The sequence below is a fragment of the Salmonella sp. 32120201201600049SM genome, from assembly GCF_017572835.1.
In the GTDB taxonomy this organism is placed as follows: domain Bacteria; phylum Pseudomonadota; class Gammaproteobacteria; order Enterobacterales; family Enterobacteriaceae; genus Salmonella; species Salmonella enterica.
Genome location: NZ_JAGESA010000002.1, coordinates 233,405 through 260,267, shown reverse-complemented (window position 1 = coordinate 260,267; position 26,863 = coordinate 233,405). Strand labels below are relative to the sequence as shown.

Sequence of the window (26,863 nt, the reverse complement as noted above, 5' to 3'; positions counted from 1 at the left end):
GGCAACCGGGCATAAGCGCTAAGCGCAGATCTCGTAACAGGGGATGTAGGCGGAACCTGGCAATTTCATACGATGCTGCGCGACGAATCCCTGCAGCAGATCGTCCATGCGACGCATCATCTCTCGATCGCCGTGGATTTTATACGGACCATTAGCTTCAATGGCGCGTATCCCGACCTCCTTCACGTTCCCCGCGACAATACCGGAGAAGGCGCGCCGCAGATCCGCCGCCAGAATCTCAACCGGCTGATCCGGGTACAGTTTCAGGTTGGCCATATTCTCATGCGACGGTTCAAACGGTACCTGCAGATCCGGTGCAATACGCATCGACCAGTTAAAACTATAGGCGTCGCCGGTATCGCGGCGATTCTCTTTCACTTGCGGCATCGCTTTCTTCATCAGTCGCGCTACCTCCGCCGCATCGTCAATGATGATGCGGTAATGACGGCGGGCCGCTTCGCCCAGCGTATGGGTAATAAACTCATCCAGCACGCGGAAGTAATCGGCGCTCTCTTTTGGTCCGGTCAGGATCAGCGGCAGCACCTGATTTTTATTGGCTGGATTCATCAGAATTCCCAGCAAATAAAGCAGCTCTTCCGCCGTACCCACGCCGCCCGGGAAGATGATGATACCGTGTGCGATACGGACGAACGCTTCCAGGCGTTTTTCGATATCCGGCATGATGATCAGTTCGTTCACCAGCGGGTTAGGCGGTTCAGCCGCAATAATGGAAGGTTCAGTCATGCCGATAAAGCGGCTGTCTTTATAACGCTGTTGCGCGTGACCGACCGCCGCGCCCTTCATGGGGGCTTCCATCGCCCCAGGGCCGCAGCCGGTGCAAATGTTCAGCTCGCGTAATCCCAACTGCGTGCCGACGCGACGGGCATACAGGTACTCGTTTTCGTTAATTGAGTGGCCGCCCCAGCATACCACCATGTTTGGCGCTTCGCCGACGTGCAGCGCCCGGGCGTTGCGCAAAATGGAGAACACCAGATTGGTGATATGTGTTGAGCTTTCAAGATCCAGATGCTGGAAACGACCAGCATTATGGATCTGCCCATTCACAAAGAGAATGTCGCGCAGCACCGCGAACAGGTTAGCCTGTAGCGCACGAATAATCCGCCCGTCAACAAAGGCGTCTTCAGGCGGATTAATCAATTCCAGCTTCACGCCGCGCTCGCGGCGCAGTACGTTAATATCGAAATTTTCAAAGCGGGACAGCAGCTCTTTGCTGTTGTCGGTCAGGCTGCCGGAGTTAAGAACGGCAAGTGAACAGTTACGAAACAGTTGATACAGGTCGCTACTGGCCGTGCGTTTCAGCATGTCCACTTCCAGTTGCGACAACATATCCATTGAGCCAAGCGGGCTAATATGTGTAATCAAGTAAACTCCTTATGGGACGCAACACGCCATTCCCTGTTGATTACAATAGCCCTGGCTGATGACCTTTCACAACCTTACATGCGCAATCCGGCACGCAAAATTGACAAAAAAATTACTGTCGCGCCAGCCTGCCCGTGGCGGGCAGGAAATCGGTATTGCTGCGCCAGGGATTAATGTCCAGCCCGCCGCGGCGGGTATAGCGCGCATAAACGCTTAACGTTTCCGGCTGGCAGAAGCGCAGAATGTCATTGAAAATACGCTCTACGCACTGCTCGTGAAATTCATTATGGTGACGGAAGGAGACCAGATAACGCAGCAGTTTTTCCCTGTCGATTTTGCGCCCGCGATACTGAATTTGTATCGAGCCCCAGTCCGGTTGGTGGGTGATCAGGCAGTTGGATTTCAACAGATGACTGACCAGCGTCTCCTCTACTTGCTTCTCGCCGCTGACCGCATGTTGCAGATAGTCGGTAGTAAACTGGTAGTTGTCGATACTGATATCCTGATCGTCAATACAGGTGCCGTGGAAATGGGCGACAGGCTGTCCTTCCAGCTCATCAAGACGATGAAGCTTCACGCTAACGTTGCCCTGCGCGCAGGCGCGCAGATCGCGCTCCAGCGTCTGGCGCACCGTCTCCCAGGTGTCAAAGCGCGTCTGGTTAAAGCTGTTCAGATACAGTTTAAAACTTTTGGATTCGATTAAATTAACGCTGGTGTAATCCAGTTCGACATGCCCGACGGCGACCTGCGGAAGACCCTGGCTGTTAAGCCAGGAAAGTTCATACAACGTCCAGATATCCGCGCCGTGGAACGGCAAATTATCGGCTGTTAATCCGAGCGGGTCACGATTCAAACTGCGCGGTACGCCCTGCAGCAGGCTGGCGTCATAATTGTCCCGGTAATCCGTTGATTTTCCGAGAGTCAGGCCATCAAGAGCCTGATGCTTTTCATAAGAAGACATGTTTCACCGTCATAAACCAGATACACTATGCGCCAAGTGTATCCTGGCTTTTATGAAGAGAGAAACTGGTGGACGAACTGACAGCGCAGGCATTGAAAGCCTTTACGACGCGTTACTGCGACGCGTGGCAAGAAAAACACGGTAGCTGGCCGTTGAGCGAAGAACTGTATGGCGTACCTTCTCCGTGCATTATTTCTTCAACCCGCGATGCCGTTTACTGGCAGCCGCAGCCTTTTGAAGGCGAAGAAAATGTAAACGCGGTTGAACGCGCCTTTGATATTATGGTACAACCTGCGCTCCACGCGTTTTACACCACGCAGTTTGCTGGCGACATGCCCGCGCAGTTTGCGGATGAAAAGCTTACGCTACTGCAAACCTGGAGTCAGGATGACTTTCGGCGCGTGCAGGAAAATCTGATAGGCCACCTGGTCACGCAAAAGCGGCTCAAGCTTCCTCCCACGCTTTTTATTGCGACGCAGGAAAATGAGCTTGAGGTCATTTCGGTCTGTAATCTGTCCGGCGAGGTGATTAAAGAAACGCTGGGCACCCGCAATCGTACCGTTCTTGCCGCAACGCTTGCGGAATTCCTTACGCAACTTAATCCTCTTCTGTAATCGTTTGCCCTAACAGGTGTGAGAGATCTCTTACAAAGTCTGTAGGAGATCGCCAGGATATCAGCGGATACCGAGCCCCGTTTTCTTATGTAAGTCTATATAAAACAACTAATTAAAATGTTTTTGCGCACTTTCATATGAAAATTTACTTAAGGTATTGTCTGTAAGCGTCTTGTAAGACAAGGTGAAACAGGCGATTCTATCTTCGTCGACAGGGAGTCGTACAACGAAGCGAACGTCAGGATGATGACGCTTCAGCAGGACACGCCAGGATGGTGTTACAAGGAAAGGCTTCAGGATGAAGCAAAGTGGAAAGCGCAGGATGCATTAAAGGACACCTCCAGGACGGAGAACGAGAGCCGATCAGGATGTTCGGCGGGTCTGGATGACCAGGGACGCTTCAGGAAGAAGCTATCACATCGGGCGATGTGCGCAGGATGCAAACGTTCAGGATGAACAGGCCGTAAGGTCACAGGAAAAGTTGTCACGGATGAGCAGGGAGCACGAAAAGTAGCTGGAATGCTGCGAAACGAACCGGGAGCACTGTTTATACAGTGCTCCCTTTTTTTGTTATTCTGCGCGCCAGATTTTCATCATTGAGGTTTTAACATGACGACTCATGACCGTGTGCGTCAGCAGTTACATGCGCTTGAAACGCTGTTGCGCGAGCATCGCCACTGGCGGCTGGATGCGCCGCAGGCGCACCTGTTTACCAGCACCCAACCATTTTTTATGGATACCATGGAACCGCTGGAATGGCTGCAATGGGTATTGATCCCACGTATGCATACCCTACTTGATAATGCGCAGCCGCTGCCCGAGGCGTTTGCCGTCGCCCCTTATTATGAAATGGCGCTGGCGGCGGATCATCCGCAGCGGGAGGCGATCCTGGCGGTTTTGCAGGATCTGGATGCGCTATTCGCCCGCGATGAATCCTGATGCTGGAGATCCTCTATCAAGACCCGTGGCTGGTCGCCGTGAATAAACCCGCAGGCTGGCTTGTTCACCGGAGCTGGCTGGATCGCGACGAAAAAGTTGTGGTCATGCAAACGGTGCGCGACCAAATCGGCCAGCATGTTTTTACCGCCCACCGTCTCGACAGACCCACGTCGGGCGTACTGTTAATGGGGCTGTCCAGCGAAGCGGGACGCCGTCTGGCGCAGCAGTTCGAGCAGCACCACATCCGTAAACGCTACCATGCCATTGTGCGCGGCTGGCTGATGGATGACGCGGTACTGGATTATCCGCTGGTGGAAGAGCGCGATAAAATTGCCGATAAATTCGCCCGCGAAGATAAAGCGCCCCAGCCGGCTGTAACGCAGTATCGCGGACTGGCGACGGTCGAAATGGCGGTACCGACCGGGCGTTATCCCACCACGCGTTATGGTCTGGTTGAGCTAGAACCAAAAACGGGACGTAAGCACCAGCTCCGTCGTCATCTGGCGCATCTGCGTCATCCTATCATCGGCGACAGTAAACATGGCGATTTGCGACAAAACCGCAGCGCCGCAGAGCATTTTGCCTGTCGTCGCCTGATGCTTCATGCCAGTCGGCTTGAGCTGACGCACCCCTTCACCGGACAGCCGTTGATAATTCAGGCCGGGTTGGATGAAACCTGGATGCAGGCGCTGACACAGTTTGGCTGGCGTGGACTTCTCCCTGACAATGAAAGGGTTGAGTTTACGGCGGCGTCCCGGCAGGATGAGACTCATCAGGCATAATTCAGGGAGATACGCATAATGGCAGAAATTGGTATTTTTGTCGGGACCATGTATGGCAACTCACTGCTGGTGGCGGAAGAAGCGGAAGCGATCCTCGCCAGACAGGGGCACAGCGCGATCGTGTTTGAAGATCCTGAACTGTCCGACTGGCAGCAATATCAGGATAAGGTTGCGCTGGTCGTTACCTCGACGACCGGGCAGGGCGATCTACCGGATAGCATTGCGCCGCTCTTTCACGGCATTAAAGATACGTTGGGTTTTCAGCCAAACCTGCGTTACGGGGTGATTGCGCTAGGTGATAGCAGCTACCCCAATTTCTGTAATGGCGGCAAACAGTTTGATGCCCTGTTGCAAGAGCAAAGCGCGCAGCGGGTGGGGGAGATGTTATTCATTGACGCCAGCGAACATCCGGAGCCGGAGAGCCAGTCCAATCCCTGGGTTGAAAACTGGGGAACTTTACTTTCCTGAGGTAAATCCCTCCCCCCTACGGGAGGGTACCTTTTCGTTTGCTTGCGTTGCCAGTAAGCAAAATCACGACCTGTACACAGTGTAAAGTAACTGAATCGTGTTAGCTTTGGGCATATGCCCGCAAAAGCGGCAGTTTTTTACGGGCGTTTTCATGTAATCAAGCGACCTGTTTCACATTCTTCTCTTTTTATTCCTCCTGCGTCGACGCCGACGCCTTCTGATTTCATTTCCGTGAAGTGGCTTCCACTGTCCTGGGCTTTTGCCATAAACAGGCGTAATTCATCGCCAAAATACTGTGTTGTTGCACGGTGAGTGTGTGTGGCGCGCTTTTTATACTTCTCCTGCCAGTGAATAAAAGCATGCAGCGTGCAAAGCAAACGACCTAATAAAAGCTGCAACAAGGAAACGTTATCTCTGATTCCCTACCGGTTGTGCAGTTCAGAGTGAGCGTAGCTAACGCGAAATTTCAGGAGTGCAACAATGAGTTCATTAAGTCACGCGGCGAGCAGTGCGGAGAAACGCACGAACGCCCGCTACTGGATAGTGGTGATGCTGTTTATCGTCACATCCTTCAACTACGGCGACCGCGCCACATTGTCCATTGCCGGCTCAGAAATGGCCAAAGATATCGGCCTTGATCCGGTAGGCATGGGCTATGTTTTTTCTGCTTTTTCATGGGCCTATGTTATCGGGCAGATCCCGGGCGGCTGGCTGCTGGACCGCTTTGGTTCCAAACGCGTCTATTTCTGGTCTATTTTCATTTGGTCAGTCTTCACCCTGTTGCAGGGTTTTGTCGATATCTTTAGTGGTTTCGGCATTATTGTCGCCCTCTTTACGCTTCGTTTCCTGGTCGGTCTGGCGGAATCGCCTTCTTTCCCGGGCAACAGTCGCATTGTTGCAGCCTGGTTCCCGGCGCAGGAGAGGGGAACGGCGGTGGCCATCTTTAACTCCGCGCAATACTTTGCCACGGTTATTTTCGCGCCAATTATGGGCTGGCTGACGCACGAAGTGGGCTGGTCGCATGTCTTCTTCTTTATGGGCGGGTTAGGGATCATCATCAGCTTTATCTGGTTGAAAGTTATCCATGAACCAAATAACCATCCGGGCGTAAATAAGAAAGAGTTGGAGTACATCGCAGAAGGCGGCGCGCTGATCAATATGGATCAGAAAGACACCAAAGCGAAAGTACCGTTTAGCGTCAAATGGGGCCAGATCAAACAGCTGCTGGGCTCTCGTATGATGATTGGCGTTTACATCGGTCAGTACTGTATTAACGCATTGACCTATTTCTTTATTACCTGGTTCCCGGTCTATTTGGTCCAGGCGCGCGGCATGTCGATTCTCAAAGCGGGCTTTGTCGCCTCGGTTCCTGCAGTCTGCGGCTTTATCGGCGGCGTGTTGGGCGGCATCATTTCCGACTGGCTGATGCGTCGTACTGGCTCCCTGAATATCGCGCGCAAGACGCCGATTGTGCTGGGGATGTTGCTGTCAATGGTTATGGTGTTCTGTAACTATGTGAACGTGGAATGGATGATCATCGGCTTTATGGCGTTGGCCTTCTTCGGTAAAGGTATCGGCGCGTTGGGCTGGGCAGTAATGGCGGATACCGCGCCGAAAGAGATCAGCGGTCTTTCCGGCGGCTTGTTTAATATGTTCGGCAATATTTCCGGCATTGTGACGCCAATCGCGATTGGTTACATCGTTGGCACCACCGGTTCCTTCAACGGCGCGTTGATCTATGTCGGCGTACATGCCCTGGTGGCCATCATCAGCTATCTGGTGCTGGTAGGCGATATTAAGCGTATTGAACTGAAACCTGTCGCAGGACAATTATCATGACAACGCAATCCAGTCCCGTTATTACGGACATGAAGGTCATTCCGGTTGCCGGACATGACAGTATGCTACTCAACATCGGCGGCGCGCATAACGCGTACTTCACCCGTAACATCGTCGTCCTCACCGATAACGCCGGGCATACTGGCGTCGGCGAGGCGCCGGGCGGAGAAGTGATTTATCAGACGCTGGTCGATGCTATTCCGATGGTATTAGGCCAGGAAGTCGCCCGCCTGAACAAAGTGGTGCAGCAGGTGCATAAAGGCAACCAGGCCGCTGATTTTGACACCTTTGGTAAAGGCGCATGGACGTTTGAACTGCGGGTTAACGCGGTGGCGGCTTTGGAAGCGGCGCTGCTTGATCTTCTGGGACAGGCGCTTAATGTGCCGGTCTGTGAACTGTTAGGACCCGGTAAACAGCGCGATGCCGTCACCGTGTTAGGCTATCTCTTCTATATTGGCGATCGCACTAAAACCGATCTGCCGTATCTGGAAAGCACGCCGGGCAGTCATGAATGGTATCGCCTGCGTCATCAGGAAGCGCTGAACAGCGACGCGGTCGTGCGGCTGGCGGAAGCGTCTCAGGATCGCTACGGCTTTAAAGATTTTAAACTCAAGGGCGGCGTGCTGCCGGGCGAACAAGAGATTGATACCGTTCGCGCGCTAAAAAAACGCTTCCCGGACGCGCGTATTACCGTGGATCCGAACGGCGCCTGGCTACTGGATGAAGCCATTGCGTTGTGCAAAGGGCTGAATGATGTACTGACCTACGCGGAAGATCCGTGCGGCGCGGAGCAAGGATTCTCTGGTCGTGAAGTCATGGCGGAGTTCCGCCGCGCGACAGGACTGCCGGTAGCGACCAATATGATTGCCACCAACTGGCGTGAAATGGGACACGCGGTGATGCTCAACGCGGTAGACATTCCTCTTGCCGACCCACATTTCTGGACCCTCACCGGTGCCGTTCGCGTGGCGCAACTGTGCGATGACTGGGGGCTAACCTGGGGCTGCCATTCGAATAACCATTTTGATATTTCACTAGCGATGTTTACCCATGTCGGCGCGGCGGCGCCAGGCAAACCCACCGCTATTGATACGCACTGGATCTGGCAGGAGGGCGATTGCCGCCTGACTAAAAATCCGCTGGAAATTAAAAACGGCAAAATTGCCGTTCCGGATGCGCCAGGACTGGGCGTAGAGCTTGACTGGGAACAGGTGCGAAAAGCGCATGACGCGTATAAAAAGCTGCCAGGCGGCGCGCGTAATGATGCAGGCCCGATGCAATACCTGATCCCCGGCTGGACTTTTGACCGCAAACGCCCTGTTTTTGGTCGTCACTAATTCTGAATAAGGACACAGTTATGAGTACTCAATTTACGACGCCTGTAGTGACTGAAATGCAGGTTATCCCGGTTGCGGGTCATGACAGTATGCTGATGAACCTGAGCGGCGCGCACGCCCCGTTCTTCACGCGCAACATCGTCATTATTAAAGATAACTCCGGCCATACCGGGGTCGGCGAGATTCCGGGCGGCGAAAAAATTCGCAAAACGCTGGAAGATGCGATCCCACTGGTGGTGGGAAAAACGCTGGGTGAATATAAAAATGTCCTGACCGCCGTTCGCAACCAGTTTGCCGATCGCGATGCGGGCGGACGCGGTTTACAAACGTTCGATCTCCGTACCACTATCCATGTGGTGACGGGCATTGAAGCGGCAATGCTTGACCTTTTGGGCCAACACCTGGGCGTCAACGTCGCTTCGCTGTTAGGCGACGGTCAGCAGCGCAGCGAAGTCGAAATGCTGGGTTATCTGTTCTTTGTCGGCAATCGCAAGGCTACACCGCTGCCGTATCAAAGCCAGCCGGATGAGCAATGCGACTGGTATCGTCTGCGCCATGAAGAGGCGATGACGCCGGAAACGGTAGTGCGTCTGGCGGAAGCCGCCTATGAAAAATACGGCTTCAACGACTTCAAACTGAAAGGCGGCGTGCTGGCGGGCGAAGAAGAGGCCGAGTCAATCGTGGCGCTGGCGAAACGTTTCCCACAAGCGCGCGTCACGCTCGATCCAAACGGTGCCTGGTCGCTGAACGAAGCGATCAGCATTGGTAAATACCTGAAAGGTTCTCTGGCCTATGCAGAAGATCCGTGCGGCGCGGAGCAGGGTTTTTCCGGACGTGAAGTGATGGCGGAATTCCGTCGCGCGACCGGATTACCGACGGCCACCAATATGATAGCGACCGACTGGCGTCAAATGGGGCATACGTTGTCGCTGCAATCCGTCGATATCCCGCTGGCGGACCCGCACTTCTGGACTATGCAAGGCTCTGTACGCGTGGCGCAAATGTGTCATGAGTTCGGTCTGATCTGGGGCTCGCACTCTAACAACCACTTTGATATTTCGTTGGCGATGTTTACCCATGTTGCCGCGGCGGCGCCGGGCAAGATCACCGCGATCGATACCCACTGGATCTGGCAGGAAGGCAACCAACGTCTGACTAAAGAACCGTTTGAAATTAAAGGCGGCATGGTGCAAGTACCGACCAAACCGGGGCTGGGCGTTGAGCTCGATATGGATCAGGTGATGAAAGCGCATGAGCTCTATCAAAAACATGGCTTAGGCGCGCGTGACGACGCGATGGGAATGCAGTACTTAATTCCTGGCTGGACGTTTGATAATAAGCGTCCTTGCATGGTGCGTTAAGTCAGAGCCGGTTCCGTAAGGAACCGGTTCTTCTCTGGGTGTATGCTTAACAGGATCAACATGCGTAAGGACGACTTATGAAAATAGTGATCGCACCAGACTCGTATAAGGAAAGTTTGAGTGCTCTTGAGGTAGCGACCGCCATTGAACAAGGATTTCGCGAGATCTGGCCTGACGCCGATTACCTGAAATTGCCGCTGGCTGATGGCGGAGAAGGTACTGTCGAAGCGATGGTTGAAGCGACGGCGGGTCGAATCGTGCATGTTGAGGTCACCGGGCCGTTGGGGCATCGCGTCAATGCGTTTTATGGGCTTTCCGGCGATGCGCGTTCCGCGTTCATTGAAATGGCGGCCGCCAGCGGGCTGGAGCAGGTGCCGCCCGCGCAACGCGATCCGTTGAAGACCACATCATGGGGAACCGGCGAGCTGATCCGTCATGCGCTGGATGCGGGCGTTGAGCATATCATTATTGGTATCGGCGGTAGCGCCACCAACGATGGCGGCGCGGGGATGGTACAGGCGCTGGGTGCCAGGCTACGGGATGCGCAGGGCAATGATATTGCGCAAGGCGGCATTGGGCTGGAAACACTCGCCAGCATTGATATCAGCGGCCTGGATAAGCGTTTGTCGGCGTGCCATATAGAGGTCGCCTGCGATGTCACGAATCCCCTTACCGGCAAAGAGGGCGCGTCTGCGGTTTTTGGTCCGCAAAAAGGGGCGACGCCGGAAATGATTGAACGCCTGGATACGGCATTGACTCGCTATGCGCATTTGATTGCCCGCGATCTGCATGTCGATGTGTTGGATCTGGCAGGCGGCGGAGCGGCAGGCGGCATGGGGGCGGCGTTATACGCGTTTTGCGGCGCGCAGCTACGGCGTGGTATTGAGATTGTCACCGATGCGCTTCATCTGGAAGCGTGTCTTGCGGATGCTGATTTAGTCATCACCGGCGAGGGACGCATCGACAGCCAGACCATTCACGGTAAAGTCCCTATTGGCGTGGCAAACATCGCCAAACGGTATAACAAGCCGGTAATTGGTATTGCGGGTAGCCTGACGGCGGACGTTGGCGTGGTTCATGAACATGGGCTTGATGCCGTTTTCAGCGTGATTTATACCATCTGCACGCTGGAGGACGCGCTGAAGAATGCGAGTGAAAACGTACGAATGACCGCGCGCAACGTGGCTGCAACGCTGAAAGCGGGGCAACAGTTACGCTGAGTTATAGGCCGGATAAGGCGGTCACGCCGCCATCCGGCGAATATCATCCTAATATCTTCTTCGCTTCACGCGCAACATTATCCATCTCATCCAGCAGCTCCAGAAACTCAGGCTCCAGCTCCTCTTCGTGGACGCCGCTGCGAAGCTGTTGCTCAATAAGCTGGCAAAGGTTCTTCATCCGCGGTACGCCGCTATAGCCGCAGCTCCCGTGTAGCTTATGGATCAGATCGACCAGGCCGTTGGGATTTTCTCCCACCAGTTGTTCTTCAATTTTGTTGCGCACTTCCGGCAGAAAATCAATCAGCATTTGCAGCATATCCCGTGCCAGATCGGGCTTACCGGCAGCCTGGCGGAGCGCAAGCTGCCAGTCGAGCGTTGCATTCGGATTGAAGATAAACTCAGCCGGTTCCGGCGCCATCAGGCGCGCTGCTACGTTGGCGCCAGGTTTATAGCGCAGCAACAGATTATGCAACTTCTCTTCTTCTATCGGTTTAGCCAGATAGTCGTTCATGCCCGCGCTGAGCAACTTCTCTTTTTGCCCGGCCATCGCATGTGCCGTAACGGCAATAACCGGTGTTTGCTGCTGATGAGGAAGCTGGTGAATCAATTCGCAGGCGCGTATGCCGTCCATATCCGGCATCTGAATATCCATCAAAATCAGATCAAACTGCATTTGTTTCGCCCGATCCACCGCCTGATGTCCGCTATCACAAAGCTCTACGTGCTGGACTTTATCTTCCAGTAACGCGCCGATAAGTTTCAGATTGGCGGGATTATCATCAACCGCCATAACCGTCATGGTGATTTTACTGGTATCCATTAGCAGCGGTTCAGGATGGTGATTCAACTGGCAATATTCCGTCAGCGCTGGCAACAGGCGCGTTGACGTCAATGGTTTTAACAGACAGGCCGCCGCGCCTCCTTGTTTCAGCTTTTCGGCGTTAATTTGCGCATGGCAAGGTAGCGCCAGCAGTAGAAAGTCCGTCATTGATGCCGCTTTCGCCAGACGTTCATGCTGCATGGTGAGCGGCTCGCGGAAGGTCACCGGAACGCTCAAAATCATAATATCGTAGTGCGCTAACGGCAGCGCGGAGAAGGTCGGGCTGTAAACCACCTCCACCGGCGTGTCGCTCAGTAGATCCAGGGTACATTGCGCGGCGGTAGCATTCGGTTCGACATAAGCCAGCCGTTTTCCGGCCAGACATGCGGTCGACGGCCCGTCAATAATAACATTTGGGTTAAGATCAAGATTAATATGAAACCAGAAGGTCGAGCCGCGATTAGGCTGGCTGTGGAAAGAGATATCCCCGCCCATTTCGTTGACCAGCTTTTGCGTAATCACCAGCCCAAGGCCGGTGCCGCCGTGACGGCGAGAAATACTGGCATCGGCCTGGCGAAACGCCTGAAACAGTCGCGACTGGTCGCGTTCCGGAATGCCGATCCCCGTATCGCGGATCTGCACTTCAATCTGTACTTTGGTGTTACTGAGCGCCCGCTTTTCCACCAGAATATCGATATTGCCACTCTCGGTGAACTTAATGGCATTACCCACCAGATTAGTAATGACCTGTTGCAGGCGCAGCGGGTCGCCAATCACATTATCCGGGACGTCGTTTTTAATATTTAACGTCAACTCCAGCCCTTTATCATGCGACGAGTGAGCCAGCAGCGTAACCACTTCATCCAGCGTATTACGCAGTGGAAAAGGGATACTTTCCAGAATGAGCTTACCGGCTTCCAGCTTGGAGAAATCAAGCACGTCATTAATGATCGCCAGCAGATTATTCGCGGAACGCTCAATGGTGTTCAGATGGTCGCGCTGGGTGGGATTCAGCTCCGTTTTTAATGTCAGGCGGGTAAAGCCAATGACGCCGTTCAGCGGCGTTCGCAGTTCGTGCGACATGTTCGCCAGGAACTCCGACTTAATACGCGCCGCTTCCTGGGCGCGCTTTTTCGCCAGATCCAGCTCAACGTTTTGGATTTCCATCTGCTCAAGGGTTTCACGCAGGTCTGAAGTGGCCTGATCGATATTATGCTGCATCTCTTCGTGATAGGCGGCAAGCGACATCGCCATGGAATTAATGCCGTTTTTCAGCATATCCAGTTCGCCCAGCATAAATCCTTCCACACGGCTATCCAGTTGTCCGCGGCGAATGCGGTCAACGGTATTCACCATATTACGGATAGGCCCGGTGACATCGCGCATAAGCCGCCAGCCAAAGATTAGCGCAATGCCAATACAAAAAAGCATCATCACGCTGGAGATAAAAATCTCTTTGTATTGCTGTAGCCTGACCGACTTGAGATCCAGTTCAAGCGCCACATACCCCAGCATATTTTTGGTATTTTTCGCGTCAGCAATCGCTGACTCGTCCGGCGAATAGCTCTCCGAGATAATCGGGGTGCGCAGAATCATAATATCGCCGTGGCGATCGACGCTCAGACGACGTGGAAACGGCGCTCCGGCGGGAAGCTGCATCTGTGAGGGGTCCAGATGGAAATTAGACGTTACAAACAGGCGGTTATGATCGTCATAAACGGAAATCGCCCGCACAATATCAGAGTGTCTGCGGTGCAGGACGCTGATAAGTTGGCCGATAGACTCCCGGTTTTGTAAGTTCATACCATATTCGCTGGAGACGGCGAGCGGTTCAATAATACTGGCGCCGGCATCTTCCAGTTGACGCTGCAGGTCGTTATAGCGGTGCACTACAAAAAAGATACTGAGCAGCAAACCTATCAGGACGGTCGGGGCCAGGATCAGAATCATCATGCGTGCGCGCAGGCTGTAGTTGGTCATGGAGTTCCGTTATGGGACAATTAGGGTCACACTGTTAAATTGAGAAAAACCTGGTCGATGGCGCAATTCTACTCTGCAAAACGGCGCGTGACGACGCGTCAGATCATAACCGTTAAAGTCAATGACCTCGATTCATTTGGTCAGGGCGTAGCCCGTCATAACGGAAAGGCGCTGTTTATCCCCGGTTTATTGCCTGAGGAAAGCGCAGAAGTCATTATTACAGAAGATAAAAAGCAATTTGCCCGCGCACGCGTTTCGCGCCGTTTGAATGATAGCCCGGAACGAGAAACGCCGCGCTGCCCGCATTTTGGCGTCTGCGGCGGTTGTCAGCAACAGCATGTCAGCATCGCCCTGCAACAACGCAGCAAAAGCGCGGCGCTGGCGCGTTTGATGAAACACGAGGTGAATGACATCATCGCCGGCGCGCCCTGGGGTTATCGGCGTCGTGCGCGGTTAAGTCTGAATTGCCCGCCGGATAAACCGCTGCAAATGGGATTTCGCAAAGCGGGTTCCAGCGATATCGTCAATGTCGAACAGTGCCCTGTTTTGGCGCCCCAGCTTGCAGCATTGCTGCCCAGAATCAGGGCGTGTCTGGCGAGTTTACACGGCACCCGACATCTTGGGCATGTTGAGCTGGTACAGGCGGGAAGCGGTACGCTGATGATTCTGCGCCATACCGCGCCATTAAGTGCGGCGGATAAAGAAAAACTGGAACGCTTTTCGCATTCTGAGGGATTGTCTCTGTTTCTGGCGCCGTTTAGCGAGATACTGGAAACGGTATCTGGCGAAGCGCCCTGGTATGATTCGCACGGCTTACGTTTAGCCTTCAGTCCGCGAGACTTTATTCAGGTTAATGAGGCGGTAAACCAGCAAATGGTCGCCCGCGCGCTGGAGTGGCTTGATGTGCGCGCCGAGGATCGTGTCCTGGATCTGTTCTGCGGAATGGGGAATTTTACGCTGCCGCTGGCAACGCGCGCGGCAAGCGTGGTAGGGGTTGAGGGCGTTCAGGCGCTGGTAGAAAAAGGCCGTGAAAACGCCATCCGCAATGGTTTACATAATGTGACATTCTTCCATGAGAACCTGGAGGAAGATGTCACGAAGCAGCCGTGGGCGAAAAACGGCTTTGACAAAGTCTTACTCGATCCTGCGCGTGCGGGGGCTACAGGAGTGATGCGACATATTATAAAATTAAAACCTATTCGCATTGTTTATGTATCCTGTAACCCGGCGACGCTGGCGCGCGATAGTGAAGCGCTGGTCAATGCGGGATATGAGGTTACGCGTTTAGCGATGCTCGACATGTTCCCGCACACAGGACATCTGGAATCAATGGTTCTGTTCGAGCGCATGTAATGATTACCGGCTTACCGACTTCGGTAGGCCTGGTCCCTTAAGGAGAGGACGATGGTCGCGGTAAGAAGTGCACATATTAATAAAGCTGGTGAATTTGATCCGAAGAAGTGGATCGCAAGCCTGGGAATTTCCAGCCAGCAGTCGTGTGAGCGCTTAGCCGAAACCTGGGCGTATTGCCTGCAACAGACACAAGGACATCCGGATGCGGATCTGTTGCTGTGGCGTGGCGTGGAGATGGTAGAAATTCTTTCCACGCTGAGTATGGATATCGACACGCTGCGGGCGGCGCTACTGTTCCCTCTGGCCGACGCCAACGTAGTCAGCGAAGATGTACTGCGCGAAAGCGTCGGCAAATCTATCGTTACCCTGATTCATGGCGTGCGCGATATGGCGGCGATCCGTCAGCTAAACGCCACTCATAACGACTCTGTTTCTTCGGAGCAGGTTGATAACGTCCGTCGAATGTTATTGGCGATGGTGGATGATTTCCGCTGCGTGGTGATCAAACTGGCCGAGCGAATCGCTCATTTGCGCGAAGTGAAAGAGGCGCCGGAAGATGAGCGCGTGCTGGCGGCGAAAGAATGTACCAACATCTATGCGCCGCTCGCTAATCGTCTGGGCATCGGGCAACTGAAGTGGGAACTGGAAGACTACTGTTTCCGCTACCTGCATCCGGCGGAATACAAACGCATCGCCAAACTGCTGCATGAGCGCCGTCTCGATCGCGAACATTACATCGAAGAGTTTGTTGGACATCTGCGCGCTGAAATGAAAAACGAAGGCGTGCAGGCGGAAGTCTACGGACGACCAAAACATATTTATAGCATCTGGCGCAAAATGCAGAAAAAGCATCTGGCGTTTGATGAACTCTTTGACGTGCGCGCCGTGCGTATTGTCGCTGAACGTCTGCAAGACTGCTACGCTGCGTTGGGGATAGTGCATACGCACTATCGCCACCTGCCGGATGAATTCGATGATTATGTCGCTAACCCGAAACCGAACGGTTACCAGTCTATCCACACCGTGGTCCTGGGACCGGGCGGTAAAACCGTTGAGATCCAGATCCGTACCAAACAGATGCATGAAGACGCCGAACTGGGCGTGGCGGCGCACTGGAAGTATAAAGAAGGCGCCGCGTCCGGCGGCGTGCGTTCCGGTCATGAAGACAGAATTGCGTGGCTACGTAAGCTGATCGCCTGGCAGGAAGAGATGGCCGACTCCGGCGAAATGCTGGATGAAGTGCGCAGCCAGGTGTTTGACGATCGGGTCTACGTTTTTACGCCAAAAGGCGACGTGGTTGACTTGCCTGCCGGATCTACGCCGCTCGATTTTGCTTACCACATCCACAGCGATGTCGGGCACCGCTGCATCGGCGCGAAAATTGGTGGGCGTATTGTGCCATTCACCTATCAGTTGCAGATGGGCGATCAGGTTGAAATTATCACTCAGAAGCAGCCGAATCCCAGCCGTGACTGGCTGAATCCAAACCTGGGCTATGTGACGACCAGCCGCGGACGCTCGAAAATTCACGCCTGGTTCCGTAAACAGGATCGTGACAAAAATATCCTGGCTGGACGGCAGATCCTCGATGATGAGCTGGCGCATTTGGGGATTAGCCTGAAAGAGGCCGAGAAACATCTGCTGCCGCGCTACAACTTTAATGAGCTGGAAGAGTTGCTGGCGGCGATAGGCGGCGGCGATATCCGTCTTAATCAGATGGTGAATTTCCTGCAATCGCAGTTCAATAAGCCGAGTGCAGAGGAGCAGGATGCAGCGGCGCTGAAACAGCTTCAGCAAAAAACATACGCGCCGCAAAATCGTCGTAAAGACGACGGGCGCGTGGTGGTAGAAGGCGTGGGTAATTTGATGCACCACATTGCCCGCTGCTGCCAGCCGATTCCGGGGGATGAAATTGTCGGCTTCATTACTCAGGGGCGAGGGATTTCCGTGCACCGGGCCGACTGCGAACAGCTGGCGGAGCTGCGCTCACATGCGCCGGAGCGGATCGTAGAGGCGGTATGGGGCGAAAGCTACTCGGCGGGATATTCGCTGGTGGTGCGCGTCCAGGCCAACGATCGCAGCGGCTTGCTACGCGATATCACCACCATTCTGGCTAACGAAAAAGTCAACGTGCTGGGCGTCGCCAGCCGCAGCGACATTAAACAGCAGATCGCCACCATTGATATGACCATCGAGATCTACAACCTGCAGGTGCTGGGCCGCGTGCTCGGTAAGCTGAACCAGGTGCCGGATGTGATTGATGCACGGCGACTGCACGGGGGGTAAACCCCAGACAGTAATCATGTAGCGGCTTTGCTACTCGTTCAGCAAAGCCGCATTAGCAACCCCATAAGCATGAGATATGGGGTATGTTTTTGACGTACATTTCATTTCCAGTGTACTCTTATGTAAGATTTATACTTACAGTGGAGGCTGTTATGGCCAGAACAATGACCGTTGATCTTGGCGATGAACTGCGCGAGTTTATTGAATCGCTCATAGAATCAGGTGATTACAGAACACAAAGTGAAGTGATCAGAGAGTCTCTTCGTCTGCTGAGGGAAAAACAGGCCGAGTCACGACTTCAGGCGTTACGTGAACTTCTGGCTGAAGGTCTGAACAGCGGAGAGCCGCAGGCCTGGGAAAAGGATGCCTTTTTACGGAAGGTCAAAACAGGGATGATCAAACCCGATGAGAATGGTAAAATTAACGCCAAAGGCCAGTGAAGATCTGGAAAATATCTGGCATTACGGCTGGCAGCATTTTGGCGAAATACAGGCCGATCGATATATTAATCATCTATCAGAAATATTCAGCATTATGAGTGCCAATAACATTGGCACGCCTCGACTTGAACTGGGTGAATACATTTATGCCTTACCGTTTGAAAGGCATATTATCTATTTTATACAATCAGTTACGGAAGTTATCGTGATACGTATTCTGAGCCAGCATCAGGATTCTGGTAAGCATGTAAATTGGTTATAGCCTTTTTATTTAAAAAACAAGTGTGACAGAGCAGGGGGAATCAACAATATTACCAAGGAAAGTGACCTTCGCTGTGTTGCTACCCGCGGCTTGAGCGCCGGAGACAATTCCCATAACTAAAGATGCAGTTACTGCCAGTTTACAAAAATGAGATGACTTCATCGTGTTATCCTTAATTAACGTGTTTTATGGCAACATTTTGTACGCGTATACCAAGGGATATGCGGCATAGAGCCATGCTGCGGGCTTTGGGTAAAAATAGGTCATAATAAAAATATTATATTTCTACATTTCTATGAGTATATTCTTATGAGCTGAATGATCGTACCTGCTCATAGAATATTATATGTAATACTTTCAATATATTTATTTCATGTATGTTCCAGAAAAAAACAAAAAAAGCGGTCTTTTTTGAATATTAAACTGGCGTGCATGCTACTCGTTTTTCCGTAAAAGTGAAATAATTTATTTTTTTTGAAAGGGAAGGCTCTTTGGGTGGGGTGCTTATAGTGTTTGCATAATTTTTTTTACTTAATTGATGTTATTTATAATGCCTGGTGCAAATATCTGTTTTTTTTAATAAATTAGTTATATGATTATTATATTGTTGTGTATCGATTAATAATTTTAAAGTTATACGGGAAAGGTAGCATTCAATACCTGTTAACAATATATTTTATTATATAGGCGTTGTCGTAGTGTCTCTGTGCGTGAATGGTTAAGAATAATACGTTACAATTGTCGCTGGTATTTACAACCGATTAAAGACCATGACAACTAACCATCAAATTGACCGTCTTCTCACCCTCATGCAGCGCCTGCGCGACCCGGAAAACGGCTGCCCGTGGGATAAAGAGCAGACCTTCGCCAGCATCGCGCCTTATACGCTGGAAGAAACCTATGAAGTACTGGATGCGATTGCGCGTGAGGATTTTGACGATTTGCGCGGCGAACTGGGCGACCTGTTGTTCCAGGTGGTGTTTTACGCGCAGATGGCGCAGGAAGAAGGCCGCTTCGATTTTAATGATATCTGCGCTGCCATCAGCGACAAGCTGGAGCGCCGCCATCCGCATGTTTTTGGCGAGCTTTCCGCGGATAATAGCGAAGAAGCATTAGTTCGCTGGGAGCAAATCAAAACGGAAGAGCGCGCGCAAAAAGCGCAGCATTCCGCGCTGGACGATATTCCGCGCAGCTTCCCGGCCTTAATGCGCGCGCAAAAAATCCAGAAACGGTGTTCAAACGTGGGCTTTGACTGGACGACGCTGGGACCGGTCGTCGATAAGGTCTATGAAGAGATCGATGAGGTGATGTTCGAGGCGCGGCAGGCGGTTGTTGATCAGGCTAAACTGGAAGAGGAAATGGGCGATTTGCTCTTTGCCACGGTCAACATGGCGCGTCATTTAGGTACGAAAGCGGAGCTCGCTTTGCAAAAAGCGAACGATAAATTTGAACGTCGTTTTCGCGAAGTTGAACGTATTGTCGCAGCCAGAGGCCTGGAAATGACCGGGGTGGACCTGGAAACAATGGAAGAAGTTTGGCAGGAAGTAAAACGCCAGGAAATTGATCTCTAAAGGTTTTAGGCGGTCAAGAGCGATTTGTGTGATTTTTTAAATAACAAGCGCTTGATTTACGTCAAAAACATTTACCTCAAAGGGGCTATTTTCTCCCTCCCTGTGTGAATGTCAGCCTGACGAAGAGGAGGAATAATGAAAGTTTGTGGCGTAGGTCATGTTCGGGTATACTGCTTTCCCGTCCTGGTTATTCCATCGTCTTTTAAACCTAACTTCTCAGGTTCCGCATGACAACGAACTATATTTTTGTGACCGGCGGGGTCGTATCCTCTCTGGGTAAAGGCATTGCCGCAGCCTCCCTCGCAGCCATTCTGGAAGCCCGTGGTCTCAACGTGACCATCATGAAACTGGATCCGTACATCAACGTCGATCCGGGTACTATGAGCCCAATCCAACACGGGGAAGTGTTCGTTACTGAAGACGGCGCTGAAACCGACCTGGACCTGGGGCACTACGAGCGTTTCATCCGCACCAAGATGTCTCGCCGCAACAACTTCACGACTGGCCGCATCTACTCCGACGTTCTGCGTAAAGAACGCCGTGGCGACTATCTGGGCGCAACCGTACAGGTAATCCCTCACATCACTAACGCGATTAAAGAGCGCGTGCTGGAAGGTGGCGAAGGCCACGATGTGGTACTGGTGGAAATCGGCGGTACCGTCGGTGATATCGAATCGCTGCCGTTTCTTGAGGCGATTCGTCAATTGGCGGTAGATATCGGTCGTGAACACGCGCTGTTTATGCACCTGACGCTGGTACCTTACCTGGCGGCTGCGGGCGAAGTGAAAACTAAACCGACTCAGCACTCCGTGAAAGAGCTGCTGTCTATCGGTATTCAGCCCGATATTCTGATTTGTCGTTCCGATCGCGCGGTTCCTGCCAACGAGCGTGCAAAAATTGCATTGTTCTGTAATGTGCCGGAAAAAGCCGTTATTTCAATGAAAGATGTCGATTCCATTTATAAAATTCCAGGCCTGTTGAAATCTCAGGGGCTTGATGATTATATTTGTAAACGATTCAGCTTGAACTGTCCGGAAGCTAACCTGTCTGAATGGGAACAGGTCATTTACGAAGAAGCGAACCCGGCAGGCGAAGTGACTATCGGCATGGTCGGCAAATATATTGAACTGCCGGATGCCTATAAGTCGGTGATCGAAGCGCTGAAACACGGTGGTCTGAAAAACCGCGTTACCGTCAACATCAAATTGATCGATTCGCAAGATGTTGAAACGCGCGGCGTCGAAATTCTGAAAGATTTGGACGCTATCCTGATCCCCGGCGGCTTCGGCTATCGTGGCGTTGAAGGTAAAATCGCCACTGCGCGCTATGCGCGTGAAAACAATATTCCTTATCTGGGCATTTGCCTGGGGATGCAGGTTGCGTTGATTGAGTTCGCTCGTAACGTGGCCGGCATGGACAACGCCAACTCAACGGAATTTGTGCCAGACTGTAAGTACCCGGTTGTGGCGTTAATTACCGAGTGGCGCGATGAAGACGGTAACGTTGAAGTCCGTAGCGAGAAGAGTGATCTGGGCGGCACCATGCGCCTGGGCGCGCAGCAGTGCCAGCTTAGCGATGACAGTCTGGTACGTCAGTTGTACGGCGCGTCGACGATTGTTGAACGTCATCGCCATCGTTACGAAGTCAACAATATGTTGTTGAAACAAATTGAAGCAGCGGGTCTGCGTGTCGCAGGCCGTTCCGGTGATGATCAGTTAGTCGAGATCATTGAGGTACCGAATCATCCGTGGTTCGTGGCCTGTCAGTTCCATCCGGAATTTACTTCCACGCCGCGTGATGGACATCCGTTGTTCGCTGGCTTTGTTAAAGCCGCCAACGAGCATCAGAAACGTCAGGCGAAGTAAAAAAGTTAGAACGGCGGTGCACCCTCAGCGGTGCACCGTTTGTCTGAAGTTTTAGTTTAACTAGTGACTTGAGGAAAACCTAATGTCCAAAATCGTTAAAGTCATCGGTCGTGAAATCATCGACTCCCGTGGTAACCCGACTGTTGAAGCTGAAGTACACCTGGAAGGTGGTTTCGTAGGTATGGCGGCGGCTCCGTCAGGTGCTTCTACTGGTTCCCGCGAAGCGCTGGAACTGCGCGATGGCGACAAATCCCGTTTCCTGGGTAAAGGCGTAACCAAAGCTGTTGGCGCGGTTAACGGCCCGATCGCTCAGGCTATTCTTGGCAAAGACGCTAAAGACCAGGCTGGCATCGACAAAATCATGATCGACCTGGACGGTACTGAAAACAAATCTAACTTCGGTGCAAACGCCATTCTGGCTGTCTCTCTGGCTAACGCCAAAGCTGCTGCTGCCGCTAAAGGTATGCCGCTGTACGAGCACATTGCTGAACTGAATGGCACGCCGGGCAAATACTCCATGCCGGTTCCGATGATGAACATCATCAACGGCGGCGAGCACGCTGACAACAACGTCGACATCCAGGAATTCATGATCCAGCCGGTTGGCGCGAAAACGGTTAAAGAAGCCATCCGTATGGGTTCTGAAGTTTTCCATCACCTGGCAAAAGTGCTGAAAGGCAAAGGCATGAACACCGCTGTGGGTGACGAAGGCGGCTATGCGCCGAACCTGGGCTCCAACGCGGAAGCACTGGCTGTTATCGCTGAAGCGGTTAAAGCGGCTGGTTACGAGCTGGGTAAAGACATCACCCTGGCGATGGACTGCGCAGCATCTGAATTCTACAAAGACGGTAAATACGTTCTGGCTGGCGAAGGCAACAAAGCGTTCACCTCCGAAGAATTCACCCACTTCCTGGAAGAACTGACCAAACAGTACCCGATCGTTTCCATCGAAGATGGTCTGGACGAGTCTGACTGGGACGGTTTTGCATACCAGACCAAAGTACTGGGCGACAAAATCCAGCTGGTTGGTGACGACCTGTTCGTAACCAACACCAAAATCCTGAAAGAAGGCATCGAGAAAGGCATCGCTAACTCCATCCTGATCAAATTCAACCAGATCGGTTCTCTGACCGAAACTCTGGCTGCAATCAAGATGGCGAAAGACGCTGGCTACACTGCTGTCATCTCTCACCGTTCTGGTGAAACTGAAGACGCTACCATCGCTGACCTGGCTGTTGGTACCGCTGCAGGCCAGATCAAAACCGGTTCTATGAGCCGTTCTGACCGCGTTGCTAAATACAACCAGCTGATTCGTATCGAAGAAGCTCTGGGCGAAAAAGCACCGTACAACGGTCGTAAAGAGATCAAAGGCCAGGCGTAATCCTGCTTTTACCTCTTAACGTATAAACCCGCTTCGGCGGGTTTTTTTGTATCGGTTCAATAGCGCAGCCGCTGTGCATGACCGGGCAGACGAAATCTGCAATAATTAACGATTATCCCCTTAACAGAGAACGCTATGCAGTACCCGATTAACGAGATGTTCCAGACCCTACAAGGCGAGGGTTATTTTACCGGCGTCCCCGCTATTTTTATTCGTTTACAGGGATGTCCGGTCGGCTGTGCCTGGTGTGATACTAAGCATACCTGGGATAAACTGAGCGATCGGGAAGTGTCTCTGTTCAGCATTCTGGCAAAAACCAAAGAGAGCGACAAATGGGGGGCTGCGAGCAGTGAAGATCTGCTGGCGGTGATTAATCGTCAGGGCTATACCGCGCGTCACGTTGTCATCACCGGTGGCGAACCCTGTATTCACGACCTCATGCCGCTCACCGATCTGCTTGAAAAGAGTGGTTTTAGTTGTCAGATTGAAACCAGCGGGACGCACGAAGTGCGCTGTACGCCTAACACCTGGGTCACGGTTTCACCAAAAGTGAATATGCGCGGGGGATATGACGTGCTTTCCCAGGCGCTGGAGCGCGCCAATGAAATCAAGCATCCCGTTGGGCGAGTTCGTGATATTGAGGCGCTGGATGAACTGTTAGCCACGTTGAGCGATGATAAACCGCGCGTGATTGCTTTGCAGCCCATTAGCCAGAAAGAAGACGCGACGCGTCTGTGTATTGAAACGTGTATTGCACGTAACTGGCGGCTGTCTATGCAAACGCATAAATATTTAAATATCGCCTGATGCATTACTAATCTTACAGACGGCCTGCCGATGCCGTCTGTGACTCATCCATTACCTTGCATTGTTTATTTTCTCTATGTGAATTTCGATGAGTGTATAAAAGCGCTGATAAATTTTTCCATAGCGATGCACGGATCGCGCTATTTTGGTAAATTTAAAGAAAAAATCATTCTATGAACTTTTTTGCATCAAAATCAGCAAATTAGCTGTTCTTTAATAATTTAAATTGTTGCGATTATGTTGGTGGAATGTGGTGCTGATAAAAAACAGTTTATAAACAACAATATACGTTTAGTGTGTTCCCCGCGCCAGCGGGGATAAACCGTCGTACACCAGCGCTTTACCGGAGTGTCCGTGCGTGTTCCCCGCGCCAGCGGGGATAAACCGATCAAATATCAGATAACCCCCGTCGGCAAACCGTGTTCCCCGCGCCAGCGGGGATAAACCGATCACATTCCTGAAAAATGACTCCCTTAGCGAGTGTTCCCCGCGCCAGCGGGGATAAACCGGAAGATATTGAAAGCGCCCAATCTTCCCAGCTGTGTTCCCCGCGCCAGCGGGGATAAACCGTCCAGCATTGACGCGAACCCTGCGCCGCTGGCGTGTTCCCCGCGCCAGCGGGGATAAACCGGCTGAAATATTGCTATTTCCGAAGGGGCTGATGTGTTCCCCGCGCCAGCGGGGATAAACCGTCCCGCCTGAACAAAATCGACCACGTTATTAAGTGTTCCCCGCGCCAGCGGGGATAAACCGGCGTGGATTGATTCTGATCGCCGTGGGCGGGCGTGTTCCCCGCGCCAGCGGGGATAAACCGGAAACAGAGATCGCGTCCGATAATGCCGACATGTGTTCCCCGCGCCAGCGGGGATAAACCGAGAATATTCAACTCCAGCGGGAAAAAGACGCAGTGTTCCCCGCGCCAGCGGGGATAAACCGAACTTTCATCAAACTGGATCGAAGGGCCACTTGTGTTCCCCGCGCCAGCGGGGATAAACCGCCGGTTTTAGCTCGCTGGAAACCTCGCTTTTGGTGTTCCCCGCGCCAGCGGGGATAAACCGACGCCGAGGGTGAATATTTAGACCGGGACGCAGTGTTCCCCGCGCCAGCGGGGATAAACCGGGATCATCAATGTGGGAAGTTATCACAACGGAGTGTTCCCCGCGCCAGCGGGGATAAACCGCGAAATTCAGCGTCTGGAATGCAAGGATTTTGTGTGTTCCCCGCGCCAGCGGGGATAAACCGGCTATATCCCCGAATCGTGCGCTACGTGAAAAGTGTTCCCCGCGCCAGCGGGGATAAACCGACGAGGTCATTTTCAGCACTCGTCAGGCGCTGGTGTTCCCCGCGCCAGCGGGGATAAACCGATGCCCTGTTCGGCAAAATCCCGCCACGCTGGGTGTTCCCCGCGCCAGCGGGGATAAACCGTAAAACCGGTGCTGGATTTTGATGAAGACGAAGTGTTCCCCGCGCCAGCGGGGATAAACCGCCATTCAACATCGCACTTAAGAACTTGTGCCAGTGTTCCCCGCGCCAGCGGGGATAAACCGCGATATTTATCCAGACTGTCGGACAGGGTGGTGTGTTCCCCGCGCCAGCGGGGATAAACCGCCTCATCGGGAGCCAACGCCGCGAGAATACGCGTGTTCCCCGCGCCAGCGGGGATAAACCCAGCACAATCATTATTAGATGAACTTTCATCAAGTGTTCCCCGCGCCAACAAGGATAGCCGTTGCATAATCATAATCTGTGTACCAGTAATGGCTGCTACAAACCTGTAAAGTAAAAAGGCCGCGTTTTTCCGGGGAGGCTTTTATACAGGAGAAGGCCATGGCGTTAAGGATCAGGGTATTGCTCGAAAATCATAAGGGAGCTGGAGCGGATAAATCGTTGAAGGCCCGACCAGGATTAAGCCTGTTGGTCGAGGATGAGTCTACGTCTATCTTGTTCGATACCGGTCCTGATGGCAGTTTTATGCAAAACGCGTTGGCGATGGGGATCGACCTGTCCGATATGTCTGCTGTGGTGCTTTCGCATGGTCATTACGATCATTGCGGCGGCGTGCCATGGCTTCCTGATAACAGTCGAATCATCTGCCATCCCGATATTGCGCGCGAACGTTATGCGGCAATGACTTTTCTCGATATTACCCGCAAAATAAAAAAATTGTCGCGTGAGGTGGACTATTCACGCTACCGAATGATGTACACGCGTGACCCCCTGCCGATTGGCGAAAACTTTATCTGGTCAGGGGAAATACCGGTGGTCGCGCCTGAAGCCTACGGCATTTTTGGCGGCCACGATGCGGAGCCGGACTCTATTTTGGATGAGGGCGTACTGATTTACCAATCGACAAAAGGATTAGTCATCATTACGGGATGCGGGCATCGGGGGATCGCAAATATTGTCCGGCACTGTCAGAACATTACCGGTATAAAGCGGATTTACGCGCTTGTCGGCGGATTTCATCTCCGCTGCGCATCACCGTTCACGATGTGGCGAGTCAGGCGCTTTCTGCAAGAACACAAACCTGAAAAACTATGCGGTTGTCACTGTACAGGGGCCTGGGGGCGGTTGTGGCTACCGGAAATAACCGCACCTGCAACCGGTGATGTGCTGCGTTTTTAACACCGCGCTGGACAATGTTTTCACTGATAAAACGTCGTGTGGATGGGCTGGAATCAATTTGGCATCCAGCCCACGCGTTAATAAACCTTATTCGCCGCGATAGACGCAGCCGGCTGTACAGGTCTCTTTCACCATCACGGCGCTCAGTAGCGGCACGACGGGCTTAACCTGATCCCAAATCCATTTCGCCAGCACTTCGCTGGTGGGATTGGACAGCCCTGGAATATCATTCAGATAGTAGTGATCAAGACGATCGTAAGTAGGTTTAAACGCCGCTTTGAGATCCGCGAAATCCATAATCCAACCGGTATGCGGATCGACTTCACCGGTAATTTCGAGACGCACCATAAACGAGTGTCCGTGCAGGCGGCCGCACTTATGCCCTTCAGGCACGTGAGGCAGGCGGTGAGCGGCTTCAAAGGTGAAATCTTTATACAACGTGGTGGACATGATGAACTCTCAGGCAATAAAAAAACCGCCGTAGGGTACCGGAAAGCGCATTTTTTATCATTAACTAAAACCATTCTCCGCCTTGTGACGGGCTATTAATTTAAGAATTTCCAGAAAAT

At 52.6% G+C, this 26,863-nt stretch carries 22 protein-coding genes, 1 pseudogene and 1 CRISPR repeat array; of the genes and pseudogenes, 17 read left to right on the top strand and 6 right to left on the bottom strand.

The window, feature by feature from the left end; all coding sequences use genetic code 11:
• Positions 1–18: 18 nt before the first annotated feature.
• Both ppnN and queF read right to left on the bottom strand, forming a co-directional pair.
• Positions 19–1,383 carry a nucleotide 5'-monophosphate nucleosidase PpnN gene (ppnN, locus tag J4650_RS07225; protein WP_000627973.1) on the bottom strand — a complete coding sequence of 455 codons (1,365 nt, stop codon included), beginning with the start codon at positions 1,381–1,383 and terminating at the stop codon, positions 19–21.
• Positions 1,384–1,495: 112 nt separating this feature from the next.
• Positions 1,496–2,344, bottom strand: a complete 849-nt coding sequence (gene queF, locus J4650_RS07220; RefSeq protein ID WP_023993971.1) for an NADPH-dependent 7-cyano-7-deazaguanine reductase QueF — start codon at positions 2,342–2,344, stop codon at positions 1,496–1,498.
• 68 nt (positions 2,345–2,412) lie between these two features.
• On the opposite strand from queF, the gene syd reads away from it, so the two are divergent.
• The 4 genes from syd to J4650_RS07200 all read left to right on the top strand — a co-directional run bounded on the left by syd (position 2,413) and on the right by J4650_RS07200 (position 5,147).
• Complete coding sequence (gene syd, locus J4650_RS07215) at positions 2,413–2,958, top strand: SecY-interacting protein (protein WP_000343990.1); 546 nt, start codon at positions 2,413–2,415, stop codon at positions 2,956–2,958.
• A gap of 609 nt (positions 2,959–3,567) precedes the next feature.
• Positions 3,568–3,897, top strand: a complete 330-nt coding sequence (locus J4650_RS07210; protein ID WP_001582196.1) for a YqcC family protein — start codon at positions 3,568–3,570, stop codon at positions 3,895–3,897.
• Complete coding sequence (truC, locus tag J4650_RS07205) at positions 3,897–4,679, top strand: tRNA pseudouridine(65) synthase TruC (RefSeq protein WP_000890028.1); 783 nt, start codon at positions 3,897–3,899, stop codon at positions 4,677–4,679. Before J4650_RS07210 ends, truC begins: the two co-directional genes overlap by 1 nt.
• Positions 4,680–4,697: 18 nt before the next feature.
• A complete protein-coding gene (locus J4650_RS07200; protein WP_000807731.1) occupies positions 4,698–5,147 on the top strand; it encodes a flavodoxin in 450 nt (149 codons plus the stop codon).
• Between the two features lie 149 nt (positions 5,148–5,296).
• Here the strand turns inward: J4650_RS07200 and J4650_RS07195 are convergent, their stop codons facing one another.
• A complete protein-coding gene (locus tag J4650_RS07195) occupies positions 5,297–5,548 on the bottom strand; it encodes a hypothetical protein (RefSeq protein WP_001540820.1) in 252 nt (83 codons plus the stop codon).
• A 79-nt stretch (positions 5,549–5,627) separates the two neighbouring features.
• On the opposite strand from J4650_RS07195, the gene gudP reads away from it, so the two are divergent.
• The 4 genes from gudP to J4650_RS07175 all read left to right on the top strand — a co-directional run bounded on the left by gudP (position 5,628) and on the right by J4650_RS07175 (position 10,904).
• Complete coding sequence (gudP, locus tag J4650_RS07190; protein WP_000097015.1) at positions 5,628–6,986, top strand: galactarate/glucarate/glycerate transporter GudP; 1,359 nt, start codon at positions 5,628–5,630, stop codon at positions 6,984–6,986.
• Positions 6,983–8,323 carry an enolase C-terminal domain-like protein gene (locus J4650_RS07185; RefSeq protein ID WP_000211806.1) on the top strand — a complete coding sequence of 447 codons (1,341 nt, stop codon included), beginning with the start codon at positions 6,983–6,985 and terminating at the stop codon, positions 8,321–8,323. Before gudP ends, J4650_RS07185 begins: the two co-directional genes overlap by 4 nt.
• A gap of 20 nt (positions 8,324–8,343) precedes the next feature.
• Positions 8,344–9,684 (top strand): glucarate dehydratase, encoded by a 1,341-nt coding sequence (gudD, locus tag J4650_RS07180; protein ID WP_023993972.1) that lies wholly within the window; start codon positions 8,344–8,346, stop codon positions 9,682–9,684.
• A 77-nt stretch (positions 9,685–9,761) separates the two neighbouring features.
• Entirely contained in the window at positions 9,762–10,904 is a 1,143-nt protein-coding gene (locus J4650_RS07175; RefSeq protein WP_000706477.1) for a glycerate kinase, read from the top strand.
• A 43-nt stretch (positions 10,905–10,947) separates the two neighbouring features.
• Here the strand turns inward: J4650_RS07175 and barA are convergent, their stop codons facing one another.
• Positions 10,948–13,704: a two-component sensor histidine kinase BarA gene (gene barA, locus J4650_RS07170; protein ID WP_000186399.1), complete on the bottom strand. Its 2,757-nt coding sequence runs from the start codon at positions 13,702–13,704 to the stop codon at positions 10,948–10,950.
• 57 nt (positions 13,705–13,761) lie between these two features.
• On the opposite strand from barA, the gene rlmD reads away from it, so the two are divergent.
• The 4 genes from rlmD (at position 13,762) to J4650_RS07150 (ending at position 18,045) form a co-directional block, all read left to right on the top strand.
• Entirely contained in the window at positions 13,762–15,057 is a 1,296-nt protein-coding gene (gene rlmD / locus J4650_RS07165; protein ID WP_000046853.1) for a 23S rRNA (uracil(1939)-C(5))-methyltransferase RlmD, read from the top strand.
• 51 nt (positions 15,058–15,108) lie between these two features.
• Positions 15,109–17,343, top strand: coding sequence for a GTP diphosphokinase (relA, locus tag J4650_RS07160; protein WP_000226841.1), 2,235 nt, complete (start codon positions 15,109–15,111; stop codon positions 17,341–17,343).
• An 83-nt stretch (positions 17,344–17,426) separates the two neighbouring features.
• Positions 17,427–17,783 (top strand): type II toxin-antitoxin system ParD family antitoxin, encoded by a 357-nt coding sequence (locus J4650_RS07155; protein WP_000480218.1) that lies wholly within the window; start codon positions 17,427–17,429, stop codon positions 17,781–17,783.
• Positions 17,749–18,045 carry a type II toxin-antitoxin system RelE/ParE family toxin gene (locus tag J4650_RS07150; protein WP_023993973.1) on the top strand — a complete coding sequence of 99 codons (297 nt, stop codon included), beginning with the start codon at positions 17,749–17,751 and terminating at the stop codon, positions 18,043–18,045. Before J4650_RS07155 ends, J4650_RS07150 begins: the two co-directional genes overlap by 35 nt.
• An 18-nt stretch (positions 18,046–18,063) precedes the next feature.
• On the opposite strand, the pseudogene J4650_RS22780 reads toward J4650_RS07150, so the two are convergent.
• Positions 18,064–18,207: pseudogene (locus J4650_RS22780) on the bottom strand (fimbrial protein SteA); the annotation flags it as partial.
• A 608-nt stretch (positions 18,208–18,815) separates the two neighbouring features.
• Here J4650_RS22780 and mazG point away from each other — a divergent pair.
• From mazG to J4650_RS07125, 5 genes are all read left to right on the top strand, one after another.
• On the top strand, positions 18,816–19,616 hold the full coding sequence (gene mazG, locus J4650_RS07145) for a nucleoside triphosphate pyrophosphohydrolase (protein WP_000210449.1): 801 nt from the start codon (positions 18,816–18,818) through the stop codon (positions 19,614–19,616).
• Positions 19,617–19,843: 227 nt separating this feature from the next.
• Positions 19,844–21,481, top strand: a complete 1,638-nt coding sequence (gene pyrG, locus J4650_RS07140) for a CTP synthase (glutamine hydrolyzing) (protein WP_000210863.1) — start codon at positions 19,844–19,846, stop codon at positions 21,479–21,481.
• A gap of 82 nt (positions 21,482–21,563) precedes the next feature.
• Positions 21,564–22,862: a phosphopyruvate hydratase gene (gene eno / locus J4650_RS07135; RefSeq protein WP_000036734.1), complete on the top strand. Its 1,299-nt coding sequence runs from the start codon at positions 21,564–21,566 to the stop codon at positions 22,860–22,862.
• A 135-nt stretch (positions 22,863–22,997) separates the two neighbouring features.
• Entirely contained in the window at positions 22,998–23,669 is a 672-nt protein-coding gene (queE, locus tag J4650_RS07130; protein WP_001199961.1) for a 7-carboxy-7-deazaguanine synthase QueE, read from the top strand.
• A 296-nt stretch (positions 23,670–23,965) separates the two neighbouring features.
• A CRISPR array of direct repeats spans positions 23,966–25,399; the repeat unit is 29 nt; unit sequence GTGTTCCCCGCGCCAGCGGGGATAAACCG.
• Between the two features lie 97 nt (positions 25,400–25,496).
• Positions 25,497–26,294 carry an MBL fold metallo-hydrolase gene (locus J4650_RS07125; protein WP_023993659.1) on the top strand — a complete coding sequence of 266 codons (798 nt, stop codon included), beginning with the start codon at positions 25,497–25,499 and terminating at the stop codon, positions 26,292–26,294.
• Between the two features lie 87 nt (positions 26,295–26,381).
• On the opposite strand, the gene queD is transcribed toward J4650_RS07125, so the two are convergent.
• Entirely contained in the window at positions 26,382–26,744 is a 363-nt protein-coding gene (gene queD / locus J4650_RS07120) for a 6-carboxytetrahydropterin synthase QueD (RefSeq protein WP_000108313.1), read from the bottom strand.
• Positions 26,745–26,863 lie beyond the last annotated feature (119 nt).